Source organism: Haemophilus sp. HMSC61B11, from assembly GCF_001838615.1.
In the GTDB taxonomy this organism is placed as follows: Bacteria; Pseudomonadota; Gammaproteobacteria; order Enterobacterales; family Pasteurellaceae; genus Haemophilus_D; species Haemophilus_D parainfluenzae_AD.
Genome location: NZ_KV837955.1, coordinates 3,070 through 20,767, shown reverse-complemented (window position 1 = coordinate 20,767; position 17,698 = coordinate 3,070). Strand labels below are relative to the sequence as shown.

The window sequence follows — 17,698 nt, the reverse complement described above, 5'->3', positions numbered from 1 at the left end:
GCCCTTTTCATTGGAAAATTATGATCAGAGAACCTCATTTTCATCAATTTGCTCTTGCTGAGTTATTGCCTTTTTTTGAGCAATTTCCGACGCAATATCTTTCTGGCGAACGAAATATCAAATTGGCTTATCGTCATTTGGTTCAGCCTGAAAGTGCGGTCAGAAAATTGATGATTTTGGTGAATGGTCGAGCAGAAAATATGCTGAAATGGACTGAGTTGGCTTATGACTTTTATCAACAAGGTTATGATGTTTTGCTTTTCGATCATCGAGGACAAGGCTATTCACAGCGTATTATTCCTCAAAAAGGGCATTTAGATGAGTTTCGTTTTTATACCGATGATATGGCAAAAATCATTGAAAAAACGACCGCACTTTATGCTTATCAAGCCCAATATATTCTCGCGCACTCCCTTGGCGCTTTGATTTCCACCTATTATCTAGCCAATTACGATCATCATATTAAAAAAGCAGTGCTTTCTTCGCCTTTCTTTGGGGTTCCCATGAAACATCCGTTACGGGATGAAGTCATCATTGCAACGATGATGGCGTTTGGTCAAGGTCATCGCTATGTTTTTGGTAAAGGACATTATAAACCGGCAGACTTAAATCTTAATGAACTCAGTCATTGTAAAACGCGAATGAAATGGATGAACCGAATTAATCGAAAACGTGCTGCTATTCACTTAGGTGGCCCGACTTTCCGTTGGGTACATTTGTGTTTAAATGCAATTAAAGCGCTCCCTAAAATCATTCCAAGAGTGGAAACACCTGTGCTTATCCTACAAGCGGAAAAGGAAAAAATTGTGGATAACAAAAATCTTGAAAAATTGACCGCACTTTTTCCGCATGCAGAATCCATGCTTGTACCTCAAGCAAAACATGAAATCCTTTTTGAAAAGGATAACGTGAGAAAAGCGGTGCTTGAACGCGTGAATCAATTTTTTCATTCTTAAACCTCCCTAATTAGATTGAACATAAAACATTATATATTGATTTATATAATGTTTTTTTATTTCTATTTCATAAGTGTTTAGCCTTTTGTTGAGCAAGATCATAGTTTATTTCTCACTATATCCCTACAATCCATAATACTTATTTATGGTTATTTTTGTTATTTGTATAGTTGGAGTGTCTATGTCAAAAATGAAGAAAATCGTGACCGCACTTTGCTTGGCTGGTGTCGGCGCTGTGGCATTGTGGGGAACACAGTGGGTTATGCATAAAACCAGTACACCGGAGTTTTGTGTAAGTTGTCATTCAATGAGCTATCCAAAAGAAGAATGGGAAGGTTCTAGCCACTTTGCTAATGCAAAAGGTGTGCGAGCACAATGTTCAGACTGCCATATTCCAAAAGAAGGTTGGCATTATGTTAAAGCTAAATTTATTGCTCTAAAAGATTTGTGGTATGAAGCACAAGGCAAGATTGAGAATAAAGAAAAATATGAAGCCCACCGTGCAGAGCTTGCTCAAATGGTATGGAATGATATGAAAGCCAACGATTCTGAAACTTGTCGCAGCTGCCATAGTTTTGATGCAATGGAGCTTTCAAAACAAACTAAATTAGCAAAACAAACCCATACAGATGCTCAAACAAATGGCCAAACCTGTATTGATTGTCATAAGGGCATTGTTCACTTCCTTCCTGAAGTTCATGGCGATCAAAATGCGCAAAAATCCTCTGCTTTACAAGGTGGTACTCTCTCTGATGGTTCAGCTATTTTTGCCACTGAAATGGTGAAAGCGACTAATGATAAAGGAAATGAGGTTCGCCTCATGCCTTATGCAGAATTAATGCAATGGAAAGTAAATGGCGATCAAGTTCAAGGCACCTTACATGGTTGGCAACAAGTGGGAGCTGAAGCGGTTGTTTATCAAGAATTAGGCAAACGTATTACGCTTGCTTTATTGGATGAAGATGCGCGTAACCATGTTCAAGTCGTAAAAACTGTACATGATGCAGTAACGGATTCTGACTGGAAAGAAATCAATGCTGCGGTGAATGTCGCAAAAGAAAAAATGACGTCAGATCTGACCGCACTTAATCAATACGGTAGTCAGTTAAATCAAACTCAATGTAGTGGTTGTCACGCGGCAATTAGTGCAGATCATTACACCGCTAACCAATGGATTGGTGTAGTGAATTCCATGAAAGACCGTACATCAATGAACAAAGATGAAGTACGTGCGTTAACTATTTATCTACAACGCAATGCCAAAGATATGGCAAAACAATAATGAATTAACTATCTAAAACGAGGCTGAAATGAAAAAGAATAACGTAAACGAACAACGTCGTGATTTTCTGAAAAAAACATCTTTAGGCGTGGCAGGTAGTGCCCTTTCTGGTGGTATGGTAGGCGTTGTATCAAAAAGTGCGGTCGCAAAAGAAGCTGAAATGAAAACCGTGGTTACCGCGGCTCACTGGGGGCCGCTTGGTGTGGTTGTGAAAGATGGGAAGGTTGTGAAATCTGGTCCTGCTATTGAGCCCGCGGTACCGAACGAATTACAAACAGTTGTGGCTGATCAGCTCTACAGCGAAACTCGCGTGAAATATCCAATGGTGCGTAAAGGTTTTTTAGCTAACCCAGGAAAAAGCGATACTACAATGCGTGGTCGTGATGAATGGGTGCGTGTTTCTTGGGATGAGGCGTTAGATTTAGTACACAATCAACTTAAACGTGTACGTGACGAACATGGACCAACAGGTATTTTTGCAGGTTCTTATGGTTGGTTTAGCTGTGGTTCATTACATGCTTCTCGTACGTTATTACAACGCTATATGAATGCTACTGGTGGTTTTGTGGGCCACAAAGGGGACTACTCTACGGGTGCTGCGCAAGTGATCATGCCGCATGTGCTTGGTACTATAGAAGTCTATGAACAACAAACCAGCTGGGAATCTGTATTAGAAAACAGCGATATCATTGTGCTTTGGTCTGCAAACCCACTCACAACCATGCGTATTGCTTGGATGTCCACCGACCAAAAAGGGATTGAATATTTCAAAAAATTCCAAGCGAGTGGAAAACGCATTATTTGTATCGACCCACAAAAAAGCGAAACTTGCCAAATGCTGAATGCAGAATGGATTCCGGTGAATACCGCAACGGATGTGCCATTAATGCTTGGTATTGCGCATACTTTAGTTGAACAAGGCAAGCACGATAAAGATTTCTTGAAAAAATACACATCGGGTTACGCTAAATTCGAGGAATATTTATTAGGTAAAACCGATGGCCAACCAAAAACAGCAGAATGGGCGGCAAAAATTTGTGGTGTACCGGCAGAAACAATCAAACAGCTTGCAGCGGATTTCTCCAGCAAACGTACCATGTTAATGGGTGGTTGGGGTATGCAACGCCAACGTCATGGTGAACAAACTCACTGGATGTTAGTAACCCTTGCATCTATGTTAGGACAAATTGGCTTGCCAGGTGGTGGTTTCGGTTTAAGTTATCACTATTCAAATGGTGGGGTGCCAACGGCGACAGGTGGTATTATCGGCTCCATTACCGCAAGTCCATCAGGCAAAGCAGGTGCAAAAACATGGTTGGATGATACGTCTAAATCCGCTTTCCCATTGGCGCGCATTTCAGATGTGTTGCTCAATCCAGGCAAAAAAATTCACTATAACGGTACTGAAATTACTTACCCAGACATCAAAGCGGTATATTGGGCAGGCGGTAATCCATTTGTTCACCATCAAGATACCAATACCTTAGTGAAGGCTTTCCAACAGCCGGAAGTGGTGATTGTGAATGAGGTAAACTGGACGCCAACTGCGCGCATGGCAGATATTGTCTTGCCGGCAACCACCAGTTATGAACGTAATGACTTAACCATGGCTGGTGATTACTCCATGATGAGCATTTACCCGATGAAACAAGTGGTTTCTCCACAATTTGAAGCGAAAAATGACTACGATATTTTCGTTGAACTCGCAAAACGAGCAGGTGTGGAAGAACAATACACTGAAGGTAAAACAGAAATGGAATGGCTGGAAGAATTCTACAATGCAGCTTTTACTGCCGCACGTGCAAACCGTGTTGCAATGCCACGTTTTGATAAATTCTGGGCAGAAAATAAACCATTAAGTTTTGAAGCAGGTGAAACCGCGAAAAAATGGGTGCGTTATGGCGAGTTCCGTGAAGATCCATTACTCAATCCTCTTGGCACGCCGTCAGGCAAAATTGAGATTTTCTCTGATGTTATCGAGAAAATGCATTATAACGACTGTAAAGGTCATCCAAGCTGGATGGAACCAGAAGAGTTTGCGGGCAATGTGACGGAAGAATATCCGTTAGCTTTAGTGACACCACATCCTTACTATCGTTTACACAGCCAATTGGCGCATACTTCATTACGTCAAAAATATGCGGTAAATGATCGTGAGCCAGTGATGATTCACCCTGAAGATGCGGCTGCTCGTGGTATTAAAGATGGTGATATTGTTCGCATTCATAGCAAACGAGGCCAAGTACTTGCGGGTGCGGTTGTCACAGAAAATATCATCAAAGGTACTGTCGCCCTCCATGAAGGTGCATGGTACGACCCAATGGACTTAGGTGAAAGTGAAAAACCATTGTGTAAAAATGGTTGCCCGAACGTATTAACTCGCGATGAAGGCACATCAAAACTTGCACAAGGTAACTCACCGAATACCTGTATTGTTCAGGTTGAAAAATTTACTGGTAATGCACCTGAAGTAACGGTATTCAAACAACCGAAACAAGCTGCATAAAATTAATAAAAAAACGACCGCACTTTAAAAGTGCGGTTATTTTTTATTTATATCAAAATTTTACTCAATTTTATTAAAAAACTCGCTTAAATCTTTACTCATACTAAATAAGTGGTATCTTTATATCCGCTTATTTAATCGATTGCGTCACGGTCGTTATACGTGATGAATTATTTTTTTGTTCATTTATCTAGGAGTTATCCTATGGAGAGTAAAATTCCAGCAGTAGAAGTCAAACTTGGCTTTAAATGGCAGGGGCTGCTGATTGCCATCATCGTTGGTTTAGGGATTTGGTTAATCCCGACACCAGAAGGTTTATCCGCTAAAGCATGGGGAATGCTAGCGCTGTTTGTGGCAACCATTGTGGCTATTATCGCTAAAGCCATGCCTATGGGTGCTGCAACCTTGGTGGCATTGGTGATCAGCGGATTAACTGGGCTTACACCAATTTCGCCAAAACAAGGTGATGTTGGTATGTTATCCGGTTTTGCGAACGGCACAATTTGGTTGATTGCTATTGCCATGTTTTTATCTCGCGCGGTGATTAAAACCGGTTTAGGTAAACGTATCGCGCTGTACTTCGTTGGTCGTTTTGGTAAAAAAATGATGGGCGTGGCTTATGGTATGGCGTTGGCTGATGTTGTTATCGGTCCGGGGATTCCTTCGGCTTCTGCGCGTGGGGGTGGTATTATGTACCCAATTATGCAATCTATTGCTGATGCGTATGAGTCCAAACCGGGTCCAACCGCTCGTCGTGCGGGTGCATTCTTAGCGATTGCTGTCTCTCAAATCGATACCATTATTTGTACCATGTTCTTAACTGCGATGGCGGGTAACCCGTTAATTGCAGAACTTGCGAAAAGCCAAGGTGTAGAAATCACTTGGATGACATGGTTCTTAGGGGCAATCGTGCCGGGTATTGTGAGCTTAATTGTCTTACCTTATTTCGTGTATTTAATTTATCCGCCAGAATTAAAAGATACGCCTAAAATGGCAGAAATGGCACGTGAAGAATTAAAAAGCATGGGTCCAATGAGCAAAGCAGAATGGATTCTTGCTCTAGACTTTATCCTTCTCTTATTCCTTTGGACGGTAGGTGATTTAGTCTTCCATATTCCTGCAACAATTTCAGCGTTTATCGGTTTAGTTATTTTATTATTAACCAATATTATGAGCTGGAAAAATATCGTGGCAGAAACCACCGCATGGGATACGATGTTCTGGTTTGCGGTATTGGTCATGATGGCGAATGCACTTAATAAATACGGTGCAATCACTTGGATTTCCACCCACATTTCTTCATCTGTGGGCGGTTTCAGCTGGCCAGTTGCCTTTACTATTTTGGTGTTAGTGTATTTCTATACCCGCTATTTCTTTGCTTCAGCCATGGCACATATTTCCGCAATGTATCTAGCCTTCTTGGCAGCGGCTATCGCTGTGGGTACACCACCAATCATTGCTGCAATTGGTTTAGGTTACACCTCAACATTATCCATGAGTTTAACACAATACGCAGGTGGTCCTGGCCCAGCATTATACGGTTCAGGTTATAACTCAACCGGTCAATGGTGGGGCGTGAGCTTTATTGTTTCCATCCTTTCATTAGTGATTTGGTTTGGTGTGGGTGGATTATGGATGAAACTACTAGGCTGGTGGTAATCTCTATTAATTCATAAAATCCCTAAAAAAACGACCGCACTTTGATTTGTATCTTAAAAGTGCGGTCATTTTTATCTGTATTTTGGCTTAATCATCATCCCAGTCGTCATCCCAATCACGGTGTTTTCTGTGGTGATGATGGTGTCTTTTATGTTTTTTATAATGGCGATATTCCCTATCATCGTAGTCTCGGTCTTTATTTACTTGGCTACCGATTACGCCACCTAATGCTGCTCCGCCTAGAGTTGTGGCAATATCACCACCTAATAAACCACCGGCTACGCCACCGATTGCTGCACCTGTTGCAGTATGACGTTGTTGTCTGTCCATTTCACAAGCGGTTAAGCTTCCTGCTAATGCAACAATCACTAACCCTTTCATCAATTTAGATTTCATAAATCTACTCCTTCATTTTTGTCGGGATTGCTTGCCAAAGCACTTATGCAATCCGGCGTGTAAAAGCATTCCTTTTACGATTGCTTTGACTATTTGGAAAATTAGTTAGTTCAAATGGCTTGTTCAATTGGTTTAAGAATGAGCAATTTTTGGTATGATTGTTGAGAGGTTTAATATGTGATTAAATCAGGTATCTTGCAGGAAGTGTTGTGTTATTGTAACAATAAAGTGCGGTTAAAAATACGCTGATTTTTAACCGCACTTTTTGTTGATATAAGACTATAAAGAAGGGATTAAAGATTATTGCTTTTATCTAAATAAGATTTATTTTTTAATAATTTTCCATCTTTACTAAAAAGCAATTCGATATAAAAGTCACGTCTATTACCCAAGTAACCTTCACCTTTTTTATAGTGTGCAAACAGTTTATTCTCTTTTTCTAAAATTTCAAATTGGTCCGAAATTAAATCACTAATTTCTTTCTTATCCATTCCTGAATGAAGATATTTGGAGACAATATGACTAACATCCGCACGTTGACTTGCAATATCGGTAATACGAGTTTCAAACACTTCCTTTAACATTAAGTTTAAATTTATTGCACGAGTTTTTTCAGTTGAAATTGATGACTTAACCCCAGATTGATTCTGATGGTTACTCGCTTCGCAACTGATTGAAACAAAGGAAAGTAGAGCAAGGGATATTGTGAGTAATTTTTTCATGTTAAGTACCTTTTATCTTTCTTGGGTTTTAGTTTTCAGTATCTTCTAAAATTTGATATTCAAGGGTCAATGAATCCATTCCTTTTTTAGGCGAAATAACAATATGATAAATGTGTTTTGCTCGACCACTTCCTGAACTATGCCCAGTTAGTTTCGTTCTAATGGATCCGGTATACTCGCAAATTTCTTTCCTAGCCTCACAAGTCATGCCCATTTGGGATACTGCCTTTTTGATGCTATCTGCACGATTATCACCATTTAAATGAGGATAAATCAATTTGATTAGCGCTTCTCTTTCAGGCTCATTAGGAAAATTTTTAGTAATATATTCTTTAATTTCCCCTTGAGGTAAATTATCGTAATTAACGGTCATTTTAGGAAAACCTAAATCACAAGCTGTTAAAAGAAGCGATAACCCTAGAATAATGATGCCTTTTCGCATATTAAAATACCTTTGATTTTTACTAACTCAAGGCATTATAGCAATGTAAATTTATTTTGCATTAATTAATTATATTAAAACTTTATTATTGTTTTGTTTGTTTTTATATTTATATTTTTAAAATTTATTTTTAAACACTTATGTATAAAAAATTATTATAATTCATTTTTATTTAGGCTGTATTATTTATGGATTATTACCACCAATATTATTAATTCTTATATCTAATAAAATAAGAGCTAGATAGTATAGAGGCTGGTTGTGTGCTATTTGAATAGCATACAAATTAAAGTATCTGGACAAAAAGTGCGATCAGTTTTTAAATAGTTTTGAAACTTTAATAAAGTCAATATGTCGTTATCTTAACCACATAAATTTTAATGGCTTTTTTGAGAAAAATTTGATATCCTACAGGTCTATATTTATCAATAGCTTAACTCTAATCGACATAATAGATGAAAAATTTATTGCTCTCTTTTTTTTCCAGTTTATTACTTATTTCCCCTTTTGTTTTTGCCAATCCCCCTTCTACAAATACAAATGTATAAAAACAAATTGATGCCCAACAACAAAAGCAACAAGCGGAACAAGAGGCTGCTATTTTGGCCCAGCAAACGCAATCAGCGAATGTACGTTTAGAGGCAGAAAAAGAATCGTCCCATAGCTTTCCACAAAATGAAGCACAATGTTTCCCCATCAATCAATTAGCACTCACTGACTATCAAGCTGAAGAATCTACTTCATCAACAACTCCGCCTAAACTTGCTCAACCTAGCCAATTTTCTTGGGCATTAAAATCAGTTTATGCTGAACGTGATTTTGCGCTACCAGCTTGTATTGGCTCGGAGGGGATTAACGTCTTACTTCGTCGAGTTCAAAATCGTTTGATTGATGCAGGTTATGTAACAACACGTGTTGTGGTTGAACCGCAAGATTTGCGTTCAGGCATGTTAGTTTTAACAGTGATACCAGGTAAAGTGGGTCGCATTCAATTACAAGACCAAAGTGCTATTCCATTCGCGACACGCGGTACGCTGTGGTTTGCTATGCCAATGTCGCAAGGAGACATGTTAAATGTACGCAATATTGAGCAAGGATTAGAAAACTTAAAACGTGTACCAAGTGCTGATGCTAATATGGAGCTTGTACCAAGTGAAAATGTAGGAGAAACCGATATAGTGATTTCCTATAAGCAGACTTTACCTTTTCATTTAACTTTAGGTGTAGATGATTCAGGCAGTAAAGCAACAGGTCGTTTACAGGGCTCAGCAACATTTTCTTGGGATAATGTGTTAACACTGAATGATATGTTCTATATCAGTGGTACGCGTAGCTTTAAGCGTAATAGTGATGATGCAGAAGGTGATTATGGCAGTAAAAATGTAACACTCTATTATTCTATTCCTTGGAGAAACTACCTTTTAACTCTTTCAGGCTCTAAATATTCTTATCATCAAACAGTCGCAGGGGCTTTTGAGTCTTATGTCTATTCTGGCGAAAGCCAACAAATGAAAGCGAATTTAAGTCGCTTACTCTCTCGTGGTAGTCAACATAAAACGTATATCAATGGTGCGTTATGGACGAAAAAATCTCATAACTATATTGATGATACAGAAGTTGAAGTACAACGTCGTCGAACAGCAGGTTGGGAAGTGGGGATTAATCATACTCACTACATCAGCGACCTTGTTTTGCAGATTTTTGCTGGTTACAAGCGTGGCACAGGCGGTAATAAAGCGCTACCTGCACCAGAAGAAGCGTTTGGTGAAGGGACTTCACGCATGCAAATTATTACAGCAGGACTTGATTTAACGTATCCATTTACGATGGGTAATCAACCATTTCGTTTCAATACTAGTTGGAATGGTCAATGGAATCGCACACCTTTAACTCAACAAGATAAATTTAGTATTGGTGGGCGTTATACCGTACGAGGATTTGATGGTGAGCTTTCGCTTTCGGGTGAAAAAGGTTGGTTATGGCGTAATGAACTTGGTTGGGATATTGCCAATAAAGGGCATGAGCTTTATTTAGGTATAGACCAAGGTAAAGTACATTCTCGTCAAGATGAGCTTCAAGTAGGAAGTAGCCTAATTGGTGGGGTGATTGGTCTTAGAGGCAAATTATGGGGAATTAACTATGATTATTTCGTAGGTAAACCGATTAAAAAGCCAGAAGGATTTAGAACCAGTCATGTGACGACCGGGTTTAATGTAAGTTACCGTTTTTAATACGTATTTATCAGATTAATTGAAATTAGACAGAATTTAAAATTTAAAGGAAATTGAGAACATGAATAAACGTCATTACAAAGTTATTTTTAGCCGTGTATTAAATCAACTTGTTGTGGTATCTGAACTTGTTAAATCACAAGGTAAAGCACAAAGTGAGAATATGAGTTCAGTACAAGCAAAAACAGGGTTGTTTTCAACCGCACTCTCACTCAATCCAATTCATTTTAGCTTGATGTTGGCATTAGGCTTTGTGTTCCTTTCACCTTCAGTTCAAGCAGAAGATATGGCTATCCGTGCGGATAAATCAGCACCAGGTAATCAACAGCCGACAGTATTACAAACAGGTAATGGCATCCCACAAGTTAATATTCAAGCACCAAGTCAGGCTGGAGTATCGCGTAACCAATATTCTCAATTTGATGTGGCAGAGAAAGGGGCTGTATTAAACAATGCTCGTAAAGCCTATCAAACTCAGATGGCAGGCTGGGTGCAGGGTAACCCGAATCTTGCTCGTGGTGAAGCGAAAGTGATTTTGAATGAAGTTAACTCAGCGAATCCAAGCCGTTTAAAAGGCTATGTAGAAGTAGCGGGTAAAAAAGCAGATGTGGTGATTGCCAACCCTAGTGGTATCCAATGTGATGGCTGTGGTGTGATTAATGCGGGACGCACCACGCTGACAACTGGTAAAGCAGAAGTAGAAAATGGTGAGCTGAAAGGCTATCGCGTAAAAGGCGGCAAAGTGACTGTTGGCCAAAAAGGCATGGATAACAGCCAATCTGATTACACCGATATTATCGCGGAGAAAGCCGAAATCAAAGGTGGGGTTTGGTCGAAGAAAGGGATTAAAGTTACCACAGGTAAAAACAACATTGACCGCACTAATGATTCAGTTGTGTACGTGGGCGATAAGAACTCCGATAAAGCCGAGAGCACCTCAAATACCCAAGGCGAAAACCAAGGCTACAGTGTGGATGTGGGCCAATTAGGCGGGATGTATGCTGAGAAAATCCATTTAGTGGATAACGGTCAAGGTCTTGGTGTACGTAATGCAGGGCATATTGGTGCTGCTGCAGGTGATGTGAAGATTGATAGCCAAGGGAAAGTTGTCAATAGTGGTACTATCAGTTCGACACAACAAGCTGAGCTCAGAGCAAAGAAAACGATTGAAAATACCGGGAAAATTGAAACTAAGCAAGGTAATGTATCATTACGCTCTCAAGCTAATGTGGCACAACATGGTTCGATTGTTTCGCGTCAGGGTGGGATTTCAGTTCAAGCTAAGGATAATCTCACTCAAACAGGTGAAACTGTAGTGAAGGGTAATGTTACTTACCAAGCGAAGAATATTGAGGCTAGTAAAGGTGCGTTAATCGCTGCAGGTGTAACTGCTCAAGAAACTACAAAAGGTGAGACTCGTTCATTAGATAGTCAAAGTGCCCAAGGTGCTAGCATTATGCTCTCAGCTGAAAATTCTGTTTCATCTAAAGCTCAGCATCTAGCGAGTGGCCAAATTAATGCTAAAGCAGGTACCCTTGATTTATCTGAAAGTCAATCAACAGCTGATAGTATTGCTCTCCAATCTACTTACTCACCTTTAAATTTGAAGCAAGCAACATTATACAGTGAGGGGAATACTACATTAATCAGTCCAGACGCTATTCTAGCGGAGAATACTAACCTAAATGCAGGGCATTTTGTGATAGATACTGCACAACTTAATAATAAGAAGAGTAGCTGGATTCAACGTGGTAAAGAAGCCTTTTCACTGAATTTAAAAAAAGGGCTAGATAATACTCAAGGGAAAATCGCTGCTGAAGGGTTGATCTCTATTCAAAGTCCGTTAATTCAAAATAATCAAGGTGTGATTTGGTCAAATCAAGGTGTGAAACTTAACACAAATGCAGGACATATAGAGTCTCAATCTGGTTATTTATTTGGAAAAAATAGTCTTGATATTAGTACCTCAACATTAAATAACCAGAAAGGTGAAATGTTAGGTGGACAAGTTTTATTGACTGCGCAGCAAGTTAATAATGAAGATGGAAAACTGATTGCCGGAAATCGCGCAGATTTATCAGTTAATCAATTTAATAATCAGCGTGGTATTGTTTATAGCCAAGGCGAACTATCATTAAAAACAGAAAATTTACACAACCAAGATGGCATTATTTCATCTGTTTCTCGTGCGACATTGCTTGCAAATGATTTAAATAACCTTAAAGGAGTGATTCAGGGAGAGTCTGATTTAACGATTCAAACCCAAAATTTGAATAACACACAAGGTGATATTTCAGCGAAAACAGCAGCGATTTCTTCTGCTGCAATAAATAATGCACAAGGTGTCATTTCGTCTCAGGATTTAACATTATCTGGTACAAATTTAAATAACAAAGGTGGCATTGTTCAAAGTGTGAATTCAACATTAAATTTGACCACGATGGATAATGAGGCTGAAGGTGACAAAGGCTCTTTGGTTAGTGCAACAAATCGTTTAGTGTTAAATGTTACAAATGTAAATAATAAAAATACAAAAGCTAAGCAAGATACCCCTACTCAAGGTATTCAAACAGCTAATTTAGTAATGAATGCAGATCATGTTGAAAACCAATCTGGCGGCATTTATGTTGGAAAATCAGCAAATCTTACAATTAATCAATCTCTTGATAATCAAAAAGGTGAGATTTTATCAACTGGTCGAGTTGATATTGTAAATCCAGATTTGACCTTAGTTGTAAATAATGCACTAGGAACAATTGAATCAGTGATTGGCACAACATTGCAAGCTAAAACATTAGTTGATGAGGGTTCTATTATTACAAAAGGAGATTTGGGTATTGAGTTAAATGATAGCTTTACCCTAAATAAAGCCTTTGGTGTAGGCAATAATCTTACTTTTAAAACAAAAGGTGATTTTGTTAATAACTCCAACCTTGTGGTAGGTAATTCAGCATCAGTTGAAGGATCTACTATTCAAAATAATGCTAATGCAGAAATTTCTTCAATAAATACACGTATTCAAACTAATAAGTTAAATAACTTTGGCTTAATTGATGGCGATACCACAGTGATTAAAGCCAATGATGTAAATAACATTGGTACGGCACGTATTTATGGCGGGCACCTTGCAATTCAAGCAAACAATTTAAATAACCTTGAGAATGCTGACGGAACAGCGGCGACTATCGCTGCTCGCGAGAGACTTGATTTAGGTGTCGGTAATTTAGTAAATCGTAACCATTCACTTATTATGAGTTTAGGTAATATCTATATTGGTGGACAGTTAAATGAAAATAATCAAGCAACTGGTTATGCAAATAGCATTGATAACGGTAGTGCGACCATTGAAGCTTTAGGAAGTGGTTGGATTAAGACACATCATCTTTTAAACCAAGATTTACACTTAAAATTAGGTAAAAAAGTAGAAAAAGAACAGATTAATGAATATTCATTAGGAAGTGATTCACATCGTTATCGAGGTGGTGTTGACGGCTACTATAACCTGAATAATGGTAGTCGTAATCCAAATTCATATTTCCAATTAAACAATGGAACACGTATAGAAGGATTTGGTTGGAAAGAATGGCGCTATACGAGAACAACTACTACTTCAACAATAGAACATCAGGACCCAGCAAAAATATTAATTGGTGGAGAATTACACCTTTCAGGTGAAGATCTAAATAATAAACAAAGTCAAATTTTTGTAGGGCAAAAATTATTACTCGACGATAAGGTCTTTACTCAATCAACAAATGAACGTTTAAGTGGCGCAATTTCTAAATTAGATAATGATGATATACACGGTACGATTGATATCACTGATGAAGGTCAATTCGTTCAAGAATATAAAGTGAGACGTAAACGCGGTAGAAAGGGGCACCATCACTATCATAATTATAGTGATTTTACTGATGTTCATCCAACCCAAGATTTTAGTTTTGGTTTGAAATTATTGACAATTGCTGAACCTGTCGAAAAAACAGGGGCTACTGTTGATGGTAAATCTGATTTCCAAGGTGTTTCTGTAGCTGAAAAAACACCTTTAAACACAGATTTGAATGCGCATCGTGTAAATCTAGACTCGATAACTTCTGGTGTGGTTAAAAACAAAGATGATCTTGGTATTAAAACTCATTTACCTAATATTAGTTTACCGCAAGCAAGCCTTTATAAAATCAATCCAGCAGCATCTGGACAGTTTTTAGTTGAAACAGATCCGCGTTTTACACAGAGATCAAAATGGCTTAGCAGTGACTATATGTTTAAACAGATTCATAACGATCCGAAAAATATTCTGAAACGTTTAGGGGATGGTTTCTATGAACAACGTTTAGTTAATGAACAAATTAATCAACTTACTGGCAGACGTTTCCTTCATGGGTATTCGTCAGATTATGAACAGTATAAAGCCTTAATGGATAATGGTGCGCAATATGCAACGAAACTTAATTTAATTCCTGGTGTAGCATTGACGGCTGAGCAGATGAAACAGCTCACTTCAGACATGGTATGGATGGTGAAACGTGAAGTTACGTTAAAAGATGGTACGAAAACAGAAGTACTTGTACCACAGGTTTATATTGTCGGTCGTAATGCAGATATTGATAGCAGAGGAGCTGTGATTTCAGCAAATGACGTTATTATTGATACGCAAGGTGACGTAAAAAATAGTGGTGTGATTTCTGGACGTAATTTAACACATTTGAGTGCAAATAATATTGAAAACACTGGAGGTACACTTCAGGGACGAGATTTATATATGCTCGCAAAAAATCGCATTAATAATTTAGGTGGTGCATTAAATGCGACGAATAATCTTGTTGGTATTGCAAAAACTATTAATATTGAAAGCTCTCTTTCTGAAACGGCAGATAATGAGCGTTTTAAACATAAATCGATCAATAGAGTAGCTTCCATTAATGTAGGAGCTAAAAATAATCAAGGTCAAGTATCACTTCACGCTAAAGAGGATATGACTTTTAAGGGAGCGAAAGTTGATGTAAAAGGTCAAGCGAATTTCCACGCAAATAACAAGCTTTCTCTTGGTACAGTAGAAACTGAAAATAAGCAGCACTATATTAAAAACAGCAATAATTACTATAAACTTGAACAACGTAATGAAGTTGGTTCGGAGTTTAATATTGAAGGCGATGCTCGTTTTGTGGGTAAAAATTCTGTTGAAATGAGCGGAGTTTCTTCGGTAAGTAATGGCACAATGAGCGTGCTTTCAGAGGGAGATATTAATATTCGTGAAAGTCGCCAACAAGAAAGTTTGTCAGAGGCGACGAAATGGACTAAACGTGGTGTATTCCAATCAAAAGGAGAAACTCGTCGCCATAATCACAATTATGATATTGCTCAAGGTTCAACCTTGGATGCAGATAAAATTTATATTCATTCGAATAAAGGAAATGTGAATATTCAAGGTTCAAATGCTGTAGCTGAAAATGGATTAGTGATCAAGGCTAATAATATTGATATTCGTGAAGCAGAGAACCGAGTGTATTCTGATGATTATTACCAAAAGAAAAGATCGGGAGCGCTCACTGGTGGTGGGATTGGCATCACTTTTGGTAGTCAAAGACGAACTGCAGAAGATAATCAAACTAAGCTTTATGCACAAGGTAGCCAAGTAGGTAGCTTGAACGGCAATACTACGATGATTGCCGATAATAATTATAGACAAACAGCGAGTACGGTCAGTGCAGTAAAAGGTGACGTAAATATTCTGGCAAAAAAAGTTCAAATTAAAGCGGCAGATGATAAATACGAAACCAATAATAAACAAACTTTTCAACAAAAAGGTTTAAATATTGCGATTACTTCTCCTGTTCTTTCTGCTATTCAGGCTGTACAGGGCGCGGTGCAATCTACTAAACAAGTGGGTGCTAGTAAGCACGATCGTGTAAACGCAATGGCTGCAGCCAATGCGGGCTTTGATGCTTACCGTGCAGGCGATAGTGTAATGAAAGCGGGTAAGTCTATTCAAGATTTTATGGATAGTGGCAATATGGATTCTGTCGTAGGTGTTCAAATTACGTATGGACAACAAAAGAACGAATCGAGAACCCATATCGAAGGTAATACTGCAGCAAAATCTAAAGTAAATGCTGGTGGTAAGGTGAATATTGGTGCGACAGGTGCGGGCAAGGATTCTAATATTAGCATTGAAGGTTCAGATGTTTCTGGTAAACAAGGCACGTTTTTATCGGCTGATAATCAAGTGATTGTTAAAGCGGTTGAGCAGAATCATAAAGAGCGTAGTACCAATAAATCTAGTGGCTTTAATGCGGGGGTTGCTATTAAAGTTGGCAGTGGTGTTGCCGCAGGTATTACAGTTGGTGGTAATTACGGGAAAGGCTACGGCAATGGTGATGAAACTACTTATGTTGCTAGCCATGTAGGTGATAGTCAGAGTAAAACCGTGATTCAAGCCGGTGGTGATGCCAATATTATTGGTAGCCAAGTAAAAGGCAAACGAGTAGAACTTAATGCTGAAAACTTGAATATTGAGAGTTTGCAAGATAAATCTAGCTACCATGGTAAACAAATGAATGTAAGTGGTAGTGTGACAGTAGGCTATGGTTTTGCCGCAGGTGGTAGTTTCAATAAATCAAAAATCAATGCTGATCATGCTAGCGTGAATGAACAGGCAGGAATTTATGCCGGAGATGAAGGTTATGATATTAATGTTAATAAACATACTGATCTTAAAGGTGCATTGATTACGTCTATACAAAAGGCAGAAAAAGATGGCAAAAACCATTTTAGCACGGGCAGTCTGACTCATTCAGATATTGAAAACCATTCAAACTACAGCGGTAGCAGTTTTGGTGTAAGTGGCAGTGTGTCAGCTAACTTTGAAACACCATTTGGAGAGAATGGTGCAGCTCAAAGTACAAAACAAGCCACAGATAAAGATGGTAATCTGCTTTATACCGATAAAAATGGCAATACAACCGTTAATTCTAAAGGAGTAGATGGACAAGAGAACACCAAGAAATTGGCTGAAGGCAAGGAGTCTCTCCAATTCTCTTATGGCATGGGCTATGGTAAAGATTCTGATAGTCAATCTAGCACAACAAAAAGTGGTATTAATACACAAAATATCATAATTAAAGATGAAGCAGAGCAATTAAAACGTACAGGCAAAACGGTACAAGAAGAAATTGCTGCGATAAAAACAGATATCACTACAGAGAGTGCACAAAGCCAAAGTGGCAAATTAGAGAACCGTTTTAATAAAGATGATGTTCAAAAAGAACTTGATTTCCAACGTGAGGTGACAGAGAAATTTGGACCAAATGTTGCGGAAGCAGGAAGTTTGCTTGCTAATAAATTTGGCGAAGAAGCGAAAGCGAAACGTCATGAAGCCGCAATTGCGTTAGAAGAAGCAGAAAAAGCCAAGGCAGAGAATGACAACGAAACGAACCAAGCTTTAGTCAAACAAGCACGAGATAATTTTGAGACGGCGAGTCGCGAAGCCAAAGAATGGGAAACG

At 38.6% G+C, this 17,698-nt stretch carries 8 protein-coding genes and 1 pseudogene; 6 read left to right on the top strand and 3 right to left on the bottom strand.

The window, feature by feature from the left end:
* Positions 1-20 precede the first annotated feature (20 nt).
* The 4 genes from HMPREF3263_RS01010 (at position 21) to HMPREF3263_RS00995 (ending at position 6,403) form a co-directional block, all read left to right on the top strand.
* On the top strand, positions 21-956 hold the full coding sequence (locus HMPREF3263_RS01010) for an alpha/beta fold hydrolase (protein WP_005699308.1): 936 nt from the start codon (positions 21-23) through the stop codon (positions 954-956).
* 181 nt (positions 957-1,137) lie between these two features.
* Positions 1,138-2,238 carry a NapC/NirT family cytochrome c gene (locus tag HMPREF3263_RS01005; RefSeq protein WP_005699312.1) on the top strand — a complete coding sequence of 367 codons (1,101 nt, stop codon included), beginning with the start codon at positions 1,138-1,140 and terminating at the stop codon, positions 2,236-2,238.
* Positions 2,239-2,266: 28 nt separating this feature from the next.
* The gene (gene torA / locus HMPREF3263_RS01000; RefSeq protein ID WP_005699271.1) at positions 2,267-4,744 is read left to right on the top strand and encodes a trimethylamine-N-oxide reductase TorA; all 2,478 of its coding nucleotides are present in this window, start codon (positions 2,267-2,269) and stop codon (positions 4,742-4,744) included.
* Positions 4,745-4,948: 204 nt separating this feature from the next.
* On the top strand, positions 4,949-6,403 hold the full coding sequence (locus HMPREF3263_RS00995; protein ID WP_005699327.1) for a DASS family sodium-coupled anion symporter: 1,455 nt from the start codon (positions 4,949-4,951) through the stop codon (positions 6,401-6,403).
* 87 nt (positions 6,404-6,490) lie between these two features.
* Here the strand turns inward: HMPREF3263_RS00995 and HMPREF3263_RS00990 are convergent, their stop codons facing one another.
* The 3 genes from HMPREF3263_RS00990 to HMPREF3263_RS00980 all read right to left on the bottom strand — a co-directional run bounded on the left by HMPREF3263_RS00990 (position 6,491) and on the right by HMPREF3263_RS00980 (position 7,963).
* Positions 6,491-6,799: a hypothetical protein gene (locus tag HMPREF3263_RS00990; protein ID WP_005699278.1), complete on the bottom strand. Its 309-nt coding sequence runs from the start codon at positions 6,797-6,799 to the stop codon at positions 6,491-6,493.
* A 293-nt stretch (positions 6,800-7,092) separates the two neighbouring features.
* A complete protein-coding gene (locus HMPREF3263_RS00985) occupies positions 7,093-7,521 on the bottom strand; it encodes a hypothetical protein (protein ID WP_005697050.1) in 429 nt (142 codons plus the stop codon).
* A gap of 28 nt (positions 7,522-7,549) precedes the next feature.
* On the bottom strand, positions 7,550-7,963 hold the full coding sequence (locus tag HMPREF3263_RS00980) for a hypothetical protein (protein WP_005697053.1): 414 nt from the start codon (positions 7,961-7,963) through the stop codon (positions 7,550-7,552).
* Between the two features lie 455 nt (positions 7,964-8,418).
* Between HMPREF3263_RS00980 and HMPREF3263_RS00975 the strand changes: the two are divergent.
* Both HMPREF3263_RS00975 and HMPREF3263_RS00970 read left to right on the top strand, forming a co-directional pair.
* Positions 8,419-10,194: pseudogene (locus tag HMPREF3263_RS00975) on the top strand (ShlB/FhaC/HecB family hemolysin secretion/activation protein).
* 61 nt (positions 10,195-10,255) lie between these two features.
* On the top strand, positions 10,256-17,698 hold a 7,443-nt coding region (locus tag HMPREF3263_RS00970; protein ID WP_256337357.1), incomplete at its 3' end, for a two-partner secretion domain-containing protein.

What these genes read in the sequence shown, in the direction of transcription:
- HMPREF3263_RS01010 (WP_005699308.1), top strand. Translation starts at nt 21, where the DNA reads ATGATCAGAGAACCTCATTTTCATCAATTTGCTCTTGCTGAGTTATTG.
- HMPREF3263_RS01005 (WP_005699312.1), top strand. Translation starts at nt 1,138, where the DNA reads ATGTCAAAAATGAAGAAAATCGTGACCGCACTTTGCTTGGCTGGTGTC.
- torA (WP_005699271.1), top strand. Translation starts at nt 2,267, where the DNA reads ATGAAAAAGAATAACGTAAACGAACAACGTCGTGATTTTCTGAAAAAA.
- HMPREF3263_RS00995 (WP_005699327.1), top strand. Translation starts at nt 4,949, where the DNA reads ATGGAGAGTAAAATTCCAGCAGTAGAAGTCAAACTTGGCTTTAAATGG.
- HMPREF3263_RS00990 (WP_005699278.1), bottom strand. Translation starts at nt 6,799, where the DNA reads ATGAAATCTAAATTGATGAAAGGGTTAGTGATTGTTGCATTAGCAGGA.
- HMPREF3263_RS00985 (WP_005697050.1), bottom strand. Translation starts at nt 7,521, where the DNA reads ATGAAAAAATTACTCACAATATCCCTTGCTCTACTTTCCTTTGTTTCA.
- HMPREF3263_RS00980 (WP_005697053.1), bottom strand. Translation starts at nt 7,963, where the DNA reads ATGCGAAAAGGCATCATTATTCTAGGGTTATCGCTTCTTTTAACAGCT.